Below are 17731 nucleotides of genomic sequence, written 5' to 3'. Positions count from 1 at the left end.
CAGGTCATTACACGCCGACCTCTTGCCGAACAATCAACGCAGCACGTTCAGGAGATCCTGCACCATGGTGTTGGCCGTGGTGATCACCTTGGTATTCGCGGAATAGGCCTGCTGGGTCACGATCAGCTTGGTGAACTCCGACGCGATGTCGGTGTTCGAACCTTCCAGCGACGACCCGCTGATATTGCCCGAGGCACCGATAATGGCCGGTCCCGACTGCACGGTGACGGCGTAGGCGCCGCCGTCCAGCGCCTTCAGGTAATTGGTGCCGTTGAAGTGCGACAGTGTGACCGAGGCGAGATCGAGATTTTGTCCGTTGGAGAAGGTGCCGACGACGATGCCGTTGTTGTTGATGGCGACCGATTGCAGCTGGCCGGCGGCAAAGCCGTTCTGGGTCACGGCATTGATGGTGGCGGTGCCGCCGGTAGAGGCAAATTGCGTCAGGCCGCCGGTACCCGTGCTGAACGACAGGTTGCCGAGCGACTGGTTGCCGACGGTGACGTTGGGGATGGTGATGGCGGGAGTGGCCGGACTGGTCAGCGCCCCCGCCGCGCTGAAGGTGTAATTGGTTCCGGCATTGACCCAGGCGGTCTGGGTGCCGCTCGCGCTCGGATTGGTCTGGTAGAACAGGTTCCAGGTGTTGGTGTGGGTACCGCCAAGCGTCGCGCTGTCGGTCTTGGCCCAGCGCAATTGCAGGTTGACCGCGGTTCCAGTCTGATCGAAGGCCGTGACCGCGCCGCCGCTGATCGACTCGTTCAAAAAGGTCTGTTGGTCGTTGGCGATCACTACGCCCGTTGCTGGACTGTTGACGACGGTACGTGCCTTCGTGACGGGCAACGCCGCAAAGCCGAGCGCGGCCATGGCGCCCGCATTGCTGCTGGTAACCGAAAGATCGTTCTTTGTACCGGTGTGAAGCGTGATGGCGCCGCCGCTGACCGATGATGGCGTAGCGGCTCCGCTCAAGGCGTCGATTTTTGCCAGTAACGTGCTGATATTGTCGGTTACATTGATCTGGTTGGGGCCGCTCGCGCCGCTGGCGACGAATGTAAGGGTCTGACCGTCCACCGTGATCGTGTCGGCGGGAGGCCCAGCCGTAAATCCCGATGTCAACGTATCGCCGCCGCCGACGCCGTTCAAGGTTGTGTTGGAGTCGATGTTGCTGCCTCCCGCGGCGGTCTTGACGGCTCCGGTGGTCGTGGCGTCGGTAAAGCCCGAGGCCGCCGTGAGCGTCGGATTTTGGATGAAATCGAGCGGATTGAGGCCGCCCAAGGCAGTGATCGTGCCGCTCGCCGCATTGGGGCTGGCCACGGTCGTCGGGGTAGACGGCAGGTTGGCGGCATAGCTGATCGAGGTGGTGTTCTGGGCCGGGATGAAATTGTTCTGGAACTGAAGCACCTGCGGAATGTTGCCAAGCGGATTGCCGGTCTTCGGATCGACCGCAACACCCATCAGGTAATATCCGGCGCCGTTGACGAGATTGCCGTTGGCGTTGGTCTGAAAATCGCCGCGGCGGGTATAGTCCGTGACACCACTAAAGACCGGCACGTTGTCGACGGTTCCAGTGGATTTTTGCACCGAAAAGAAACCGTCGCCGTTGATCGCCATATTAGTGGCAACGGTCGTCGTCGAGACGGTGCCCTGGCTGGTGATGGTTGGTTGCGCAAAGGCGGTCACCCCGCCCGCCACCTGCCTGCTCGGCGACGTCGCGTCCGGAATGAGATCTTCGAAGGTGGTACCGATACCCTTGTAGCCCGTGGTCGAGGCATTCGCGATATTTCCGGAGATGTTCTGTAGCGCAAAGGACTGCGCCTGAAGGCCACCCACCGAAGTATTGAGCGCATCGAAGATACCCATCACACCGTCTCCAAATTCGATTTCCGCGGCCAACCGATCAGGAAACCAAGGCCGCATTCGAAAGGAGATTCGCAAGCGCTATGCCAAAGTGGAAAGTGCAGTTATTTCAGATGGTTGAATGAAAATGCGCCGGTACCGGGACCGGGGCGGATTTGCCGGGCGGGCAACAATTGCCGGGCGAAAGCGTCAAGTCGCAGCTAGTAGGATGGGTTGAGCCCTTGCGAAACCCATCACCTTGCTACGCATGCACGGAAACATGATGATCCGTGGGATTGTCGCTCGAGTTTCGCTCCTAGCCGGTCAGCAAATCCGGACCGGCGGGCAGGGAAATAGTCGATTTCTGAATTTACGAATTTTAATTCTGATTTTCAGAAATTTTGCTTGACGGCGGGGTAGAAACAGGAGTATTGCGATTTGGTCCCGCCTCTCTCGAGGGGCGTTTCGCGATCGTCACGGACGTGAGGCGGGATGCGGTGGACGCAGCAGCGCTATTGACGAACAGCGCTTAAGCGGACGGCGAAGTCGTGTGGTCCTGACACCCCGACGCTGGTGTCAAGTTGGTGGAGGTAACTCCATCGATGACGGTGGCAAAAGAGCCCGGTCGCCGGGGAGAGCACGAAGTAAGCCGTAAACCACCGTGCAGGGAAGGCCGGATTGCCTCCGCTGAACCTGTATGCTCGTGTGCGTCTTCTATCTGCATTTTGCACGCGAGACCGCGGGTGCAGCGCGCACCCGGCTTTCCCTGCGCCCTCAAGGGGCGGAAGATTTGTCAAAGCTCGGACGCATCGCGCCGCGGGATCGCGAAGCTGTATCGAGCCGTCATTGCGAGCGAAGCGAAGCAATCCATGCCGCCACGCGAAGAAAGAAAGAATGGATTGCTTCGCTTCGCTCGCAATGACGAATTGGGAATTCGGGGGCCGCGCGGCTGCAGTACCTCAGGTCGCCGACGGCGCGGCCGGATGGAACACCAGGGCAAAACCGTCCATGCAGTAGCGCAGGCCGGTCGGCTTCGGCCCGTCGTCGAACACGTGACCGAGATGGCCGCCGCAGCGGCGGCAGTGAATTTCGGTCCGCAGCATCCCGAAGGTGCGATCCTCGGTCTTGCCGACGGCATTTTCCAGCGGCTGATAAAAGCTCGGCCAGCCGGTGCCGCTCTCGAATTTGGTGTCCGAGGAGAATAACGGCAGGTCACAGCCGGCGCAGGCGAAGATGCCTTTGCGGTGCTCTTTCAGGAGCGGGCTCGAACCGGGCCGCTCGGTGCCCTGCTGACGCAGGATTTCATATTGCTGCGGGCTGAGCTGCGCGCGCCACTCGGCATCGGTCTTTTCGATCTCGAATTTCTCCGCGGCTTGCGCGGGCGAGGCCCGCAGCCAGCGGAACGCGGCGAGCCCAATGAGACTGGCGACGGAGGCGAGCAGGATACGGCGGTCGATCATGATGGTCTCCGTGGGCCAAGCGAAATGGAAACGGTTCGCCGTCAAATACGGGGGGCGAGAGGAGAAGTTACACGGAACCCGGACGAAATTTCTCACTTTCTTGCGAGGGGGCCCCTACCCGCCCTCGCCTGAGTTCGCCGGCGCTGTCGGCTGCGGACGCTCGGAGCGCGGGCGGGGCGGCGGCGGGCGGAGCGGTGCCGGTCCGGATCCGGCCTGGCGGTTGGCCTCGGCCACACGCGCCTCGCGGATGCGCTCCTGGGTCCGTGCCCGCTCGCGGTAACGCGCCAGCGTGCCGGCAGCGGCGGCACTGCCGCGCGCCCACTGGCCGATGGCATAGCCGGCGATCCGGCCGGTCATTCCCCCCGCCCACACCAGTTCGAACGGCGAAAACAGCCGCCAGCGTTCGTCGCCCCACAGAATGCTGCGGGCGATCAGTTGCCCGGCCATCGCCGAGGTGTTCAACCCCTGGCGCCCAAAGCCGCTCGCAACCCACAGGCCGCGGCGCAACTGGCCGATCTGCGGCATGCCGTGCACGGTCTGTCCGATCGCCCCGCCCCAGACCTCGGATATCTCCACCTTGTCGAGGCTTGGAAAAATCGTGCGTATCCGCCGTTGAATGGCCGTTGCAAAGCGATCCGGCCGCGCCGCCCAAGTGGTCTCAGGGCTCGCCCACATCAGCCGGTCGCCGTCCACGACCCGGAAATGATCGATGCCGTCGCTGTCCGCCACCGATCCCCGAAACGCGATGGTCTCGCCGAGGCGATCGCCGAGCGGCGCGGTCACCGCGCCATAGCGCCAGACCGGCAGCAGCGTTTCCGACAGCCGCCGCAACGTCGCCCCCAGATGAACATTGCCGGCGAGCACGATGTGGGAAGCGCGCAGCCGCGCCGACGGCGTCACGATGCGCTTGCGAATGCCGGAAGGATCGATGCTGACCACCGGGGTGTCCTCGAAGATCCGAGCGCCGGCCCGCCGCGCCAGCGCGGCAAGGCCGTGGACGTATTTGCGGCCATCGATCTGAAACGCCTTGGGATAATAGACGCCATGAAAATAACGATCGGTTTTGAGCTCGGCGCGCACGCGATCGACCTGCCAGCCCTCCACCTCGGTCTCGAAATCCTCGCCCAGCATTTGCAGCCGGCTGATCAATTGATCGCCGACATCGACATTGGAGACTTCCAGCGCCCCCTCGCTTGGCGCAATGCCCGGAATCAGTTGTTCCGTGGCGGTCGCGCGGACAAATTCGGCGCCTTGCTTCGACAGCGCCCAGAGTTCGCTGGTGTCTTCGAAACCGATGCGGGCGATCAGATCGCCGATCGGAACACCGTAGCCCGGCATCACCGTGCCGAGCTGATGGCCGGACGCATTCCAGCCGACATGGCGGCCCTCGAGAACGGCGACGCTGGCGCCGAGCCGTGCGGCCTCCAGCGCGACCGTCAGCCCGGCAAGCCCGGCGCCGACGACGGCGATATCGACGTCCAGGTCGAACGAAAGGCGCTCGTGCAGCGGCTGGGGTTCACTGGTCCCGGCGATGGAAGCCTTGACCGCGGAAGTCTTGACCGCGGAAGTCTTGGCCGCGGAAGTCTTGGCCGCGGACGGCTTGGCTGTGGAAGTTTCGCTCATATGGTTTTCTTAAGGACCGATCCCGTGCTTGTCACCTTGTCCTTCGCGTTGGCTTGTACATTAATCGGACAACATTTGAACCGAATCGAGATTGCGCCATGCGCCGTTTGATGTTGCTGCGTCACGCCAAGACCGAACACGACGCCCCGAGCGGCCGCGATCTGGACCGCCGGCTCGACCACCGTGGCCGCAGCGACGCCGCCGAGATCGGCGGCTGGATCGGCCGGCACCCGCCTTTTCCGGATTCCGTGCTGGTTTCGAATGCGGTCCGGGCGCACCAGACCTGGGACATCGCCTGGGAGGCGATGAAGAAATTGCGCCCGAAGCCGCAGGTCGAAATTCTGCCGGAACTCTATGGCGCCGATCCGTCGCAGCTTCTGCAAACCATCCACGAAGCCTCTGCCGCCGATCCGAAAGTTCTGCTGCTGGTTGGGCACAATCCCGGAATGCATGAACTGGCGCTGGCGCTGGCCGGCAGCGGCGACGCCGCCGGCCGGAAGGCGCTCGCCGACAATTTGCCGACGTCGGGTCTTGCCGTATTCGACTTTGCACGCGACGATTGGGCCGACGTGGCATTCCGCCGCGGGCGGCTGGCGTTGTTCGTCACCCCAAAACTGCTGAAGCAGACGTCAGGGGAATAGGCCTCCCCGCGCCAGGCGGTCAATCTATGCTAGGGTGCAGTCAGACACGGAGGCGTGAGATGTACAAATCCATTCTCGTCCCGATCGATCTCGCCGATACCGAACTGGCAAAGCCGGCGATTGCCACGGCCGCCACGCTGTCGCAGACTTGGGGCGGCCTGGTGCGGCTCCTGAACGTGCTGCCGATGACGCCGGTGATGCTGGCGGAATATGTGCCGGCCGATTTCGACACCCAGCAACGCCAGACGTCCGAGGAGGCGCTCGCCATCGTGGCGGACGAATCCGGCATCGATAAAGCGCGCATTTCCGGCGTGGTGCGCCAGGGCGGCATCTATCACGAAATTCTCGAAGAAGCCGCCGCGGTCAAGGCCGACCTGATCGTGATGACATCGCACCGGCCGGCGATGCGGACTTATTTTCTCGGCTCCAACGCCGGCCATGTGGTGCGCTACGCCAAATGCTCGGTGCTGGTGGTGCGGCATTAATTGCCGGATTGTTTGAGCGGAGAGCCCAGGTGAAGCGTTGGTGGCGGAAGTGGAGTTACGAAGTTCCGCTTGTCCTCGGCGACGCGCTTTGGGAAGTATTGGTGGTGCAGTTCGCTGATTTTCTCAGCCGGCTTACCATCCGTCGGGTTCTCGAGTTTATTGCGATCGCCATTCTGGTAATGGCCTTTGCCCAAACCGCACCGATCGAGCTGGCGTTTCTGTTCGCGGGCGACACCCTGATGTATCTGGAATTCGTGATTATCCTCCGGCTCGCTGCCGGAAGGGAACATTTGCAGCAAATACTGCGCATCGCTGCATCGCTTGCCCGGTTTGCGATGCGCGTCTTGCGAACAGCGATCAGCCAGCCGGTTGCGCGGATCAACCGGCTGCGCGAGCGGCGCGCGCTCCCGCGTTCGACAAAGCCGCGCCCTACTTCCGATCAATCCGACGATGGCCGCGGTTTTGGGATTGCATGGGATGCCCTGGCGACCGCGTGATGATGCCTGCGGCCGTGTTCGTCATCGAAACCGCCCGCGCTCCGGATTTGCACGCCGTAGACCGCGGCCTCGACATGACAGCGCGCAAGCCCGATATCGCGCAATCCACGATCGTCCATTTCATGAAGCGCTTTGATCGCGGCCCTGCGCTGCAAATACTCGGCCAGGCCATTGGCCCAGAGTCCGATCCAGCGGACAAATCTGCCCGGCCTGCCGGGAGCGGCAGGCTGTGCTGCGGTCGAGGAAATCGCGGTCATCTTCCTTCTCCAATTGGTTCCCACCGGCAAAACGCCGCTGCCGGCGCAACCGCTGCCCGGCAGCGGTTGCACCTCGGATGACTTCGGATTGCTAGCGCTTTCCTCAGTACAATCATGGGCTTGATTGGCTCGAAGTTATCTCGTATTTGTATCGGTGCAAGTAAAACATTGCTCTCGGTGCAATAATGTCGAAATTCGAATATCTGAGACTTGCCGATGCCGTCGCCGCCGAGATCGCAAATGGCACTTTCAAGCCGGGCGATCGCTTGCCGCCGCAGCGCAACTTTGCCTATGAGCGAAAGATAGCCGTCTCAACCGCGAGCCGGGTTTACACCGAGCTTCTGCGTCGCGGCCTGGTCGTGGGTGAGGTGGGACGCGGCACCTTTATTTCCGGAGAAGCGAAGCGCGGCATAACCGCTCCGAACGAACCGCAAGGCGCGCGCATCGATCTGGAATTCAACTATCCGACGTTGCCGACGCAATCGGCCCTGATCGCCAAGAGCCTGGAGGGATTGGAGCGGCCGGCCGCGCTCGATATCGCGCTGAGGCAAGCGACGAGCGTTGGAACAGCAAACGCGAGAAACATCTCCACCAGTTTTCTCTCCCGTCAAAATTGGTCTCCAAAGCCCGAACAACTGGTCTTCACCGCCAACGGCCGCCAATCCATCGCAGCCGTCCTCGCCGCGCTTGTGCCGACCGGGGGCCGCTGTGGTGTCGAGGTACTGACGTATCCCTTTATCAAGGGTATCGCCGCCCGGCTCGGCGTGACCCTGGTGCCATTGGCGATGGATGAAGCCGGCGTCCGGCCGGATGCCGTGCAAAAGGCTCACCGCGAAGCGCATCTATCGGCGCTATACCTGCAGCCGACGATTCAAAATCCTTTGGGCATCACGATGCCGCCGTCGCGCCGGACTGATCTGCTGCGCGTTGTCGAGAAGCTCGGTCTGGTCGTCATCGAGGATGCAGTTTATGCCTTTCTCGATGACGTACCGCCGCTCGCCGCACTCGCTCCGGACTGCTGCGTGGTGATTGACAGCCTTTCCAAGAAAGTAGCGCCGGGGCTGGCGCTCGGCTTCATCGTGTCGCCGCCTCGCTTGCGCGAAAGTATCATGGCTTCGGTGCGCTCCGGCGGATGGACCGCTTCGGGATATGCATTTGCAGCCGGACAGCGGCTGATGGGTGACGGCACCGCTTCCGAACTTTCAAGGCTGAAGCGATTGGATGCGCGCCAGCGCCAACAAATGGCAGCCGATCGGCTCGCCGGCTTCGCGATGCAGACAAACGCCAAGTCATATCATCTATGGCTGACACTGCCGCCGCACTGGCGGTCGCAAACATTTGTTGCCGCAGCGGCCAGGCGGGACATTGCTTTGACGCCCTCGACGACCTTTGCGGCCGCTCCCGGGCATGCGCCAAACGCCGTTCGGCTGGCGCTGGCCGCACCGACGCTAGAGCAACTCGATACTGGCCTGCGCGCTCTGTCGGGAATATTGAATGCGAAAGAAGAGGATTTCGATTCGACGGAATAGAGAAGAGCTCTCTCACTCCGCCGGCCACTCCGCGATGAAGCCTTTGGCCTTGTAGGGCTCGATCTTGTCCCATTCGTTGAGAATGCGCCTCCGGAACACAGGATCGGTGTGCCAGCGCCAACGCGGCGTTGCAAAACTATCGACCGTGACCAGCATCTTCTCGACCTCGGGCCAGTGCCGGTGCAGCGTCATCGGATAACGGCGCGCCGTCCAGGTGTTGCCCAGGCAAATCACGCTGCGGATATTTTTCAATCCAAGCGCGGCATCGATGACGGGCAACGAGAAGATTACGTTCTCGCCTGTGTTGGTGGAGCGGTGTTCCTCCAGGATCCGCTCGGGCGGAATGCCGCGCGCGACCATGGCGGCCTTAATGATCTCGCATTCCGAAAGTCTTGAACCCGGCGTCACGCCGCCGCTCACGATCGACCAGCGAAAAAAGCCCTCGCGCCACAGCCGAAACGCTTCATCGACGCTCCGGTCGACATCCTCGCGGGTGCCGAATACGAACAAGAGATCGGCGGGTCTTATCGGCGTGCTGACCAAATGCTTCGCGTTGATCTCCGCGATCTCGGCGTCGGTCGGTAATCGGTCGCTTCGGTTTTCCACGGGGTTCGCCTCGCGCCAGCGCCGCAACAAGCGCCGCTACGATGCCGTGCGCGGACGACCTCACGAAGTCACATTTCATTGCGCTTGATTGCGGCGGCCGGATTACGGCAGCAACCCCTGCGGCAACTGATCGAAGGTGTAGGTCCGCGGCCGGTTGCGCCCGATAAAGCCGCCGATCTGCCAGGCAAACAGCACGGCAAAACCGACCAGGAACAGGGCGCCCGCCCACTCGCCCGTGGCGATCGAACGCAGGAGAAGACCGGCGATCGCCACCCCCACCAGCGCCGAGAGCGCAACGCCGGCGGCATAGCTTGTCGGCCCGATGCCGCCGATCAGCATGGCCCTGCTGCCACCCTTCGCCATGCGCTCGTGCAACTGCGTGAGGAAGGCGCGATAGTCGCGGTCCTGCGGCGCCATCAAGGCGGCGGTCTGCCAGCTCGTCGAGAGCACGACGATGCGCTGGCCATCAGCGCATTCGATATCGGTGCGGAAACGGCGCGACTGCATCGATACCGGCCGGTACGACAACCGGATCGCCGCGATATCGAGGTAGCGACAGAGCCCGGACCTGCCGCCGGTCCGCCACGACAATCCGTCGTCGGTCAGTTCGAACCGGTGCGCGGCGCCGATCAGCGAGGCCTTGTAGGCATAGCTTGTATCCGGCGCGCGCGGCGCGGCGGTCGTTGCGTGGTCCAAAACTGGCTTTGGCAATTCGACTAATCCGGTTCATGGATGGCAGCGTCGGCTTGCGCTCATCGCCAGCTTTATCTTACAAGCGGGCCATGGCCGAGACGACCTATTTTCCGCGCCGCCTGATCCTCGCCGGCGCCATGATTTCGGGCGTATTGCTGGCGCTCGCCGTGCACATGCTGGGCGCGCGTTATGGCCTCGACCTCGGTGGCCTGTGGCGATCCGATACGCGCGAATTCATGCCGGCGGGAGCCGCCATTGCGTGGTGGCTGATCGCGACCGTCGGATTTTGCGGCGGCTATTTCACCGCAACGCTGATGGACAGCGCGGTGTCGGGGCAAATCCCGCAGCGGATGCGGCAGTTCTTGATCGCGGTCGGCGTACTGGTGCTGGCCGGCGCGGGCCAGGCGGCTTCCGCGCCGAGCCCGATCCCGACCATCTCGGGCATGCTCGCGGGGTTAGCTGCGCTGTGCCTGGGCGCCGCGATGGCGTTTTGTGGCGCCCATTTTGCGCTGCGACGGGCATAGACGCGTGTAGGTCAGGCTGAGGCCCGGCGCCAAATTGCAGCTGCGGCCGCAAGCAGCAGGCAGGCCGAGATCATAAGCGATTGATGGGCGCCCGCCATGAAGCTGCTGGCCCGGCCGGCGAGCGAGCCGAATAGCGCGACCCCCAGCACGCTGCCGGTTTGCCGGGTCGCGTTGAGGACGCCGGCGGCGATGCCGGAGCGCGATTTCTCGACGCTTGCGAGCAGTGTCGAGGTCAGCGGCGGCACCAATAGACCGAGCCCGCCGCCGATAATTACGAGCTGCGCCCCGATCTGCCAGTAGCTGGTGTCGGGCGCCAATCCGAGCAGCGCAAGGCATCCGCATGCCGACAGGCCAGCGCCGACGGCGATCGTCGCCGGCGCACCGATACGCTCACTTACCCGCGCGGCGATGAGGTTGACCGGCAGCACCACGGCCATCATCGGCAGGAACGCAAGCCCGGTTGCGAACGGCGACAATCCGTTGACGCGCTGGAAATACAGGCTGAAGACGAAGATCAGTCCGTAGAAGGCAACGTTGACGAGCAGGCCGACCAGCGCCGCCCGCGCGAACATCCGGTGTCGAAACAGCGACAGCGGCAGCATCGGCTGCGCCGCGCGCCGCTCCTGCACCACGAACAGGCTCGCCAGCACCATCGAGGCAACGAAGCCCGCGATCACAAAAGGATTGCTCCAGCCGAGCGAACCGCCTTCGATGATCGAACCGGCAAGACAGCCGAGCGCCGCGATCGCCGCGATCTGACCCGGCAGGTCGATTTCACGCTGCGGCGAGCGCGTGGTCTCAGAGGCATAACGCCAGCTCAACCACAAGCCGATTAGACCGATCGGCAGATTGACAAGAAAGATCGAGCGCCAGCCGACCAGCGCGATCAACCCGCCGCCAAATAGCGGCCCGGCGGTCAGCGCAAGGCTGGCGCCGGCGGCCCAGATGCCCACCGCCCGGCCGCGCTGCTTTTGATCCGGATAAGCGTGGCTGAGCAACGCCAGCGAGTTCGGAACCAGGATCGCGGCGCCAAGTCCCTGGACGGCTCTTGCTGCAATCAAAACAACCGCATTGGGCGCCAGCGCGCAGGCCACCGACGCGGCCGTGAAGATCGCAAAACCCGCCATGAAAACCCGCTTCGCGCCGATCCGGTCTCCGAGCGCGCCCGCGGTGAGGATGAAGGCGGCAAACCCAATCGTATAGGCGCTGACGACCCATTGCAGTTCGGCGACGCCACCGCGGAGCGACGTGCCGATGCTGTTGAGCGCGGTGTTGACGATGGTGACGTCGAGCTGAACCACGCCATAGCCGAGGCTCATCGCTGCAAGCGTCAGCGCGGTCGACAGCGTTGCTCGACCCGACTGGCTTGCGGCTGGGTTATCTGACAAGGCGGGCGTTGTTTGGAACTTAAGAGAAGTACTGCTCATGGGTCACCTCATGTTCAGGCTACCAACGCAGGGAAAATGGGACAGGTTCTGGGCAGACGCTTCGGTCACGATCGAAGTGTGCCGGGAGGATCACGGCCGAACTGCAAACAAAACGTCGCGCCGAAAACGCCGGCGCGACGTTTTGTCTCAATCAACCGTTGCGGGGAGATCAGCTCGCGGCGCGAAGATTGACCTTGCTTTCTGCCAATTTCGTCAGCTTCTGATCGGTGGCTTTTTCTTCCTCGAGAGTCTTCTGCAAAATAGCGGCGATATCGTCGCGGCGAAGCTGCCTTGCCCACGCCACCAGGCTGCCATAGCGCGCGATCTCATAATGTTCTGCGGCTTGCGCTGCGTTGATCAGCGCCGCATCAAGCACGAATTTGTCCGCGACTTCGCCGGCAACATCATCCGCTTCCTCGATGCTGCCGTCGATTGCCGGACAGTCGACCGCCTTCAGCTTGGCGCCGAGCATCTGGAATATTTGTTCGAGGCGTTGCACGTGCGTTTTGGTTTCATCGAGATGGGTCAAAAAGCCCTGTTTAAGCTGCTTGTCGGTTGCCTTTTCAGCCATTTTTGGAAGCGCTTTCACGAGCTGCTCCTCGGCATAATAGATGTCCTGGAACTGATGCAGGAACAGGTCGTTCATAGTTTTGATGTCTTTAGAAAAGAGTCCCAGTTGCTCTGATCCTTCTTGGTTTCGGGAACACAACAGCGCGGCGTGTTTTGTCACGGCACGCCGATATGCTCGATTTGCTGGTATGTTCGCTAACCAAGGGATCGCGAGGTTGTTCCTGTCGGCCGCAGACGTTACTTGCGGAACAGCGGTATCTCGACGGCCAGAACAGTGAAGCGGCAGGGCTCGAATCTCCCGCGTTGCGGCATATGTAAGGCATGTGACAGCGGCGTGGCTCGGGGGCCGAAGCTTGCATTGTCAAGGACTGCACAACGGAACGTTTTTGCCCTATGGGTCTTCACATGAGGCGCAATTGGCCGCCGCTTGCCCATCAATCGCGTCGGAAGGGCCTTCAACTTGTTGCCGCCCTGCCGGGAGGAAGAATGCACGGACTGCTGACCACGCTTGGGCGTGGCTTCAAGAGATGGATCGGCTGGAAACGGCTCGGAATCGCGGCGAGCCTCCTCATCATCGGCTTTGCGATCACGACCCTGGTCCGCACCCTCCATGGCGTCGATACCGGGGTGATCCTGACCGCGCTGACGGAAATACCGCCCCACCACATCGCGCTCGCGGCGCTGTGCGTGGTCGGCGCGTTCTGCACCCTGACCTTCTATGACTTCTTCGCGCTGCGGACCATCGGCAAGAAACACGTGCCTTACCGCATTGCAGCGCTCTCGAGTTTCACCAGCTACACGATCGGCCACAATATCGGCGCCACCGTCTTCACCGGCGGCGCGATAAGATTTCGGATCTATTCGGATTTCGGCCTCAACGCCATCGACGTCGCCAAGATCTGCTTTCTCTCGGGGCTCACCTTCTGGCTCGGCAATCTGTTCGTGCTCGGCTTCGGCATGGCCTGGCACCCCTGGGCCGCCTCCGCGATGGACCTTTTGCCGCCCGCCATGAACCGGCTGATCGCGCTCGGCTGCCTCGCCGGCATTGCGACCTATTTCTTCTGGCTGGTGATGGGCGAGAACCGCCGCGAACTCGGTCAGAACGGCTGGAAGGTGGTGTTGCCCTCGGCGCGGCTGACGCTGCTGCAGGTCCTGATCGGCGTGGTCGATCTCGGCTTCTGCGCGCTGGCGATGTATCTGTTGATGCCAGCGCAGCCGGGCATCGATTTCGTCTCGCTGGCGGTGGTGTTCATTCTGGCGACGCTACTCGGTTTCGCCAGTCACGCCCCGGGCTCGCTCGGCGTCTTCGATGCCGCCATGCTGGTGGCGCTGCCCGAATTCGGCAGGGAACAGTTACTCGCAACCTTGCTGGTGTTTCGGATCCTGTATTTCGTAATCCCCTTTGGTATCGCGATCAGCATCATGGGAACGCGCGAGCTTTGGCTGAACGTCGTGAAACCCTGGCAGGAACGCCGCCGGCTGAGCGAGAATTTCCCGGCATCGGCTGCACCCGCCGCGGTGCCGCAACCGCTCGAGGGCCGGCAAGTGCAGCCGGCCAAGCAGCGCCGGCAGTCGCGCGGCTAACGGTATCTCGCCGCTCTCTTAGTTTCCCCCGCTCTCTTATTTCTGCCCCATCCATAACGTCAAACGCGTCATGGCCAAAAATCACCTCCGCTCGATTGCCGCAGGCGCGCTAGTCGCGTGCGCGCTTGCCCTATCCCCAGCGCAACGGGCGGCAGCGCAGAGCGCCGCCTCGCCGGCGCAGGGCGCGCCGGACACCCCGATGCAGATTTCATGGGAGGTCCGCAACCGCTTCCGGCTGTTTCGCGAAGAGCGCGATTTCCAGCTTCACGTCGAAAGCGCGCGGGACCGCAGCGTTCTCGCCTCCGAGCAGGCGCTGGAACTGCAGAGCGACGGCCGCGGCTGGGCGCGCAATATGGTCAACCGCCTCTGCATCGATCTCTCCGGCCGCGTCAGCGAGCCCTGCACCCGCGACAACGTCAAGGAAAGCTACCTGACACCGGTGGACCATGCGATCACCGTGCGGCTGGCCGGCACCGTGCCGGTCGGCGCCACCTGCGCCTGGTCGTTCGACGATGGCGATGGGCCGCAGCAATCCACGTTCGATTGCGCCGAGCCGGTCAATTTGCGCGCGCGCTATGGCCGCCAAACAGTCGCCTCCGTTGAGGTCTCCTCAGGGCCCGAGGCGCCGCAGCATCTCTCGACCGAGATCATGGTGCGCGATATTTTCATCGCCGGCCTCGGTGACAGCATCGCCTCCGGCGAGGGCAATCCAGACCGGGCGATCGCCTTGTCGGATGAGGGTTTTTGTTTCCGCTACTATTTGGGCACTGCGGCCTCGCAATATTACCGTCCGAGCCGCGCCGGTTATAAGGGCGGGCGGGCCTGCGAGGCGCCCGACACGCTGCCGGTATGGCAGCGCCAGAGTGCGCTGTGGTTCAATTCCCCCTGCCATCGCTCGCTCTACAGCTACCAGACCCGCACGGCGCTCGCGCTCGCGGTTCGCTATCCGCACATCGCGGTGACCTATCTGCCGCTCGCTTGCACCGGCGCCACCATCCCGGATGGGTTGTTCGGCTACCAACGCGCGCGGGAATGCCCGCCGACGAAATCGGGGAATAACTGCTCGGGCACGGTCAACGCGCAACTGGACGAATTGCGCGCCGCCGTCGGCGCGGCGAAGAAACGTCAGCCCGACCGCAAGCTCGATCTGATCCTGCTGTCGATCGGCGCCAACGACATCAATTTTTCCGGGCTGGTCGCCGATGTGATCGTCGACACCCCAACCGAACGGGTGCTGTTCAAGCGCACCGGCGTAATGGGATCGGTAGAGGATTCGCGCACGGCATTGGCGCGCGACCTGCCGCAAAGTTTTGGCAAGCTGCGGGAGGCGCTGAAGCCGCTGGTGGGTGATATGTCGCACGTCGTCTACGTATCCTATGCCAACCCGACGCTCGCGGACGGCGGCGCACCCTGCCCCGGCGGTCGCGCCGGCTTCGATATCCACCCCTCCTTCAACGCCGAACCGCAGCGGCTCGCCCATGTGTCGAGCTATGTCGACCGGGAATTCCTGCCGCAGCTGAAGGCGCTCGCGTTATGCCAGTCAGGGGTTCTGTGCCGCGATCCCGCCGCCGACCGCATGACCTTCGTCGATGCCCATCAGACGGCATTCGGAGATCACGGATTCTGCGCCCGCGCCCCGACTGATCCGGTATTCGACCGGGAGTGTTTTTCACCGAAGGGTGAAAGCTTCGATCCTGATATCGTCACCGCGGCCAGCCAGCCGATGGTGTGCGGCCGCAGCGCCTCCGAGTACCGCGCCTATCTGCCGCGCGCGCGCTGGATCCGCGATGCCAACGACAGTTATTTTGCGGCGATGACCTATCCGCAGGGGCTGCCATCTTCCAACCAACCCGCCGATATCCATGACGCGACCTGGGGGATTCTCTCAGCCGTCTACGGCGGCGCGGTGCATCCCTCGGCCGAGGGCCATGCCGCGATGGCGGACGCCGCTTTGCCCGCGGTCGCTTCCGCGCTTCAACTCGACGCCGTCGTGCCGGAGGTCGTTCAGGAGCCGGAGACGCCTGCTGTGACGACGCCGGCCGCGCGCTGACGGGACCGCCTCAATTGGGCGGACGCCGCTAGCGCACATTTGGGCCAACCCAGGCGGCAGGCTATTTCGGTGCTTGCACTGGCGCGCTCTTCTTCGCGCCGACAGGAGGCTGCTTCGCCGGGGCGACCGGTGGCTTCATCGCCGCCGCCTGTGTCGGCAGGTATTTTGCGACGATGGCGGGATCGACCTGGGCGATCGACGTATCCGGCAGGCGGGTCCAGGTCTCATCCTTGCCGAACAGGGAAATACCCAGATAGCCGCGCATGGTGAGCGTCTGGCCGTCGGGACTGACGCTCATCTTGGCATGATAGATCTTGCCGTCGCGCGGATCGAGCACGTTACCGTTCTCGTATTTCAATCCGTCGCGCTTCATATCCCTGATGAAAGACAATCCAAGCCACGGCGCGTCCTTGCGGTCGTCGGTGCAGTCGGAGCAAGTCTTATTGGGCTCATCGCCAGGTTGTGGGAACGTCTTGGCAATTACGCCTTCGAAAATGCCGTCGTGGTCAATGATGAGAAACCAGCCCGCGGTCCTGCCATTCTCGGTCTTCTGCCAGAGCCCCGCGGCTGAGGGCTCGGCGGCCCGCCCCGGCGCAATGGCAAGCAACAGCACGACACCCGCTATAAACGCCAGCGCCAGTCGAAGTCTGGGTATCGCAGTCCACATCATCACCACCTGACCAATCCCATTGAAGCAATAGCCCCAGACTAAGGCCATTTCGCGGATCGTTCCAGTGCCGCATCCCGTTTCAAACTATTGCTGGGAAGGCCCGACGTCACAAATCCGCCGCAGCCTTTGGTCCGGCGTTTTCCCCGATCAGTTGACCCCGAGCTTTTTCTGCAGGCTCGAGGATGACGTCGTGTACTGGAACACCAGCCGCTTGTCCGGATAGACATAACGGTGCGCCTTCTGTGCCATCAGTGCGCCTTCGTGGAAGCCGCACAGGATCAGCTTGAGCTTGCCGGGATAGGTGTTGATGTCGCCGATGGCAAAAATTCCGGGCACGCTGGTCTCAAACGCCGAGGTCTCGACCGGCACCAGATTGTGCTCAAGCTCGATGCCCCAATTCGCCACCGGGCCGAGCTTCATGGTGAGGCCGAAGAACGGCAGCATGGTATCGCACGCGATTTTCGAAATTGCGTTGTCGTTGCCTTTGACGGTCGCTCCCGTGAGCATCCCGCCCCCGCCTTCAAGTCCGGTGACCTGACCGATCTTCAAATCCAGTTTTCCGGAAACCACCAGCGCGCGCATTTGCTCCACGCTGTGCGGCGCCGCGCGAAAATCGTCGCGCCGGTGCAATAGCGTCACGCGCTTGGCGATCGGATGCAAATTGAGCGTCCAATCGAGCGCCGAATCGCCGCCGCCGACGATCAAGAGATCCTTGTCGCGGAACTGCTCCATTTTGCGCACGGAATAAAACACCGAGGTGCCCTCATAGGCCTCGATGCCCGGCACCGGCGGGCGTTTCGGCTGGAACGACCCGCCGCCGGCGGAGATCACGACCACCTTGCATTCGAAGACCTGGCCGGCATCGGTGGTGACGCGAAATGCAGGATCGCCGATCTTTTCGATCTTCTCCACCATCTCGTTGAGGTGGAAGGTCGGGTGGAACGGTTTTATTTGCTCCATCAGCGCCTCGGTGAGGCCATGGCCGGTGACGAAGGGAATGCCCGGGATGTCGTAGATCGGCTTTTCGGGATAGAGCTCGGCGCATTGGCCGCCGATCTTGTCGAGAATGTCGACCAGATGTGCCTGCATATCGAGCAGGCCCAGTTCGAAAACGGCAAACAGCCCGCAGGGGCCCGCGCCGATAATCAGCACGTCGGTTTTGATCGCTTCGCTCATGTCGCTTCTTTTCGGTTGAACCACGCCTTTGGGGCTGCGCCTGTCTAGCTAACGCAAGGGAGCGAGGAAAGCCATAATATGGCACCGGCGAGCGCGGCAACCCCTTGCC

Annotated in this window: 17 protein-coding genes; 7 read left to right on the top strand and 10 right to left on the bottom strand. The window is 62.7% G+C overall.

Translation table 11 applies throughout. The annotated features are described in order from the left end of the window. Positions 1–33: 33 nt before the first annotated feature. From B5526_RS30355 to B5526_RS30340, 3 genes are all read right to left on the bottom strand, one after another. Positions 34–1854, bottom strand: a complete 1821-nt coding sequence (locus B5526_RS30355) for a flagellar hook-basal body complex protein (RefSeq protein ID WP_079545593.1) — start codon at positions 1852–1854, stop codon at positions 34–36. Between the two features lie 935 nt (positions 1855–2789). Further along, the gene (gene msrB / locus B5526_RS30345; RefSeq protein WP_079543441.1) at positions 2790–3290 is read right to left on the bottom strand and encodes a peptide-methionine (R)-S-oxide reductase MsrB; all 501 of its coding nucleotides are present in this window, start codon (positions 3288–3290) and stop codon (positions 2790–2792) included. 114 nt (positions 3291–3404) lie between these two features. After that, positions 3405–4913 carry an NAD(P)/FAD-dependent oxidoreductase gene (locus B5526_RS30340; RefSeq protein ID WP_079543440.1) on the bottom strand — a complete coding sequence of 503 codons (1509 nt, stop codon included), beginning with the start codon at positions 4911–4913 and terminating at the stop codon, positions 3405–3407. A 98-nt stretch (positions 4914–5011) separates the two neighbouring features. Between B5526_RS30340 and B5526_RS30335 the strand changes: the two genes are divergently transcribed. Genes B5526_RS30335 through B5526_RS30325 form a run of 3 tightly spaced genes read left to right on the top strand, consistent with a single transcriptional unit; the run spans position 5012 to position 6536 of the window. After that, on the top strand, positions 5012–5554 hold the full coding sequence (locus tag B5526_RS30335) for a SixA phosphatase family protein (RefSeq protein ID WP_079543439.1): 543 nt from the start codon (positions 5012–5014) through the stop codon (positions 5552–5554). Positions 5555–5613: 59 nt separating this feature from the next. Next, the gene (locus tag B5526_RS30330) at positions 5614–6039 is read left to right on the top strand and encodes a universal stress protein (RefSeq protein ID WP_079543438.1); all 426 of its coding nucleotides are present in this window, start codon (positions 5614–5616) and stop codon (positions 6037–6039) included. A 29-nt stretch (positions 6040–6068) separates the two neighbouring features. After that, positions 6069–6536 (top strand): hypothetical protein, encoded by a 468-nt coding sequence (locus B5526_RS30325; RefSeq protein ID WP_079543437.1) that lies wholly within the window; start codon positions 6069–6071, stop codon positions 6534–6536. Here B5526_RS30325 and B5526_RS30320 read toward each other — a convergent pair. Beyond that, entirely contained in the window at positions 6479–6793 is a 315-nt protein-coding gene (locus B5526_RS30320) for a DUF1127 domain-containing protein (RefSeq protein WP_079543436.1), read from the bottom strand. The two genes, B5526_RS30325 and B5526_RS30320, sit on opposite strands and share 58 nt — an antisense overlap. A gap of 185 nt (positions 6794–6978) precedes the next feature. Here B5526_RS30320 and B5526_RS30315 point away from each other — a divergent pair, with 185 nt between their 5' ends. Then, on the top strand, positions 6979–8322 hold the full coding sequence (locus B5526_RS30315) for a PLP-dependent aminotransferase family protein (RefSeq protein ID WP_079543435.1): 1344 nt from the start codon (positions 6979–6981) through the stop codon (positions 8320–8322). 12 nt (positions 8323–8334) lie between these two features. Here B5526_RS30315 and B5526_RS30310 read toward each other — a convergent pair whose 3' ends face one another. Both B5526_RS30310 and B5526_RS30305 read right to left on the bottom strand, forming a co-directional pair. Beyond that, the gene (locus tag B5526_RS30310) at positions 8335–8928 is read right to left on the bottom strand and encodes a YdcF family protein (RefSeq protein ID WP_079545591.1); all 594 of its coding nucleotides are present in this window, start codon (positions 8926–8928) and stop codon (positions 8335–8337) included. A 102-nt stretch (positions 8929–9030) separates the two neighbouring features. Beyond that, a complete protein-coding gene (locus B5526_RS30305; RefSeq protein ID WP_244562099.1) occupies positions 9031–9639 on the bottom strand; it encodes a hypothetical protein in 609 nt (202 codons plus the stop codon). A 71-nt stretch (positions 9640–9710) separates the two neighbouring features. Here B5526_RS30305 and B5526_RS30300 point away from each other — a divergent pair, with 71 nt between their 5' ends. After that, positions 9711–10145, top strand: coding sequence for a hypothetical protein (locus B5526_RS30300; protein WP_079545589.1), 435 nt, complete (start codon positions 9711–9713; stop codon positions 10143–10145). A gap of 11 nt (positions 10146–10156) precedes the next feature. Here B5526_RS30300 and B5526_RS30295 read toward each other — a convergent pair whose 3' ends face one another. Both B5526_RS30295 and B5526_RS30290 read right to left on the bottom strand, forming a co-directional pair. Further along, positions 10157–11572, bottom strand: coding sequence for an MFS transporter (locus B5526_RS30295; protein WP_079543433.1), 1416 nt, complete (start codon positions 11570–11572; stop codon positions 10157–10159). Positions 11573–11741: 169 nt separating this feature from the next. Continuing rightward, complete coding sequence (locus B5526_RS30290; protein WP_079545587.1) at positions 11742–12248, bottom strand: ferritin-like domain-containing protein; 507 nt, start codon at positions 12246–12248, stop codon at positions 11742–11744. Positions 12249–12628: 380 nt separating this feature from the next. Here B5526_RS30290 and B5526_RS30285 point away from each other — a divergent pair, with 380 nt between their 5' ends. Together B5526_RS30285 and B5526_RS30280 are read left to right on the top strand one after the other, a co-directional pair. Beyond that, entirely contained in the window at positions 12629–13726 is a 1098-nt protein-coding gene (locus tag B5526_RS30285) for a lysylphosphatidylglycerol synthase transmembrane domain-containing protein (RefSeq protein WP_079543432.1), read from the top strand. Positions 13727–13796: 70 nt separating this feature from the next. Then, on the top strand, positions 13797–15776 hold the full coding sequence (locus B5526_RS30280) for a hypothetical protein (RefSeq protein ID WP_079543431.1): 1980 nt from the start codon (positions 13797–13799) through the stop codon (positions 15774–15776). 61 nt (positions 15777–15837) lie between these two features. Here B5526_RS30280 and B5526_RS30275 read toward each other — a convergent pair whose 3' ends face one another. Both B5526_RS30275 and B5526_RS30270 read right to left on the bottom strand, forming a co-directional pair. Then, a complete protein-coding gene (locus B5526_RS30275) occupies positions 15838–16443 on the bottom strand; it encodes a DUF2147 domain-containing protein (protein WP_079545584.1) in 606 nt (201 codons plus the stop codon). Positions 16444–16593: 150 nt separating this feature from the next. Then, positions 16594–17622 (bottom strand): NAD(P)/FAD-dependent oxidoreductase, encoded by a 1029-nt coding sequence (locus B5526_RS30270; RefSeq protein WP_079543430.1) that lies wholly within the window; start codon positions 17620–17622, stop codon positions 16594–16596. Between the last annotated feature and the right edge of the window lie 109 nt (positions 17623–17731).

This window comes from Bradyrhizobium lablabi (genome assembly GCF_900141755.1).
Lineage (GTDB): Bacteria > Pseudomonadota > Alphaproteobacteria > Rhizobiales > Xanthobacteraceae > Bradyrhizobium > Bradyrhizobium lablabi_A.
Note: the sequence above shows the minus strand (reverse complement) of the source record. Positions and strands in the feature narration are given on the sequence as shown.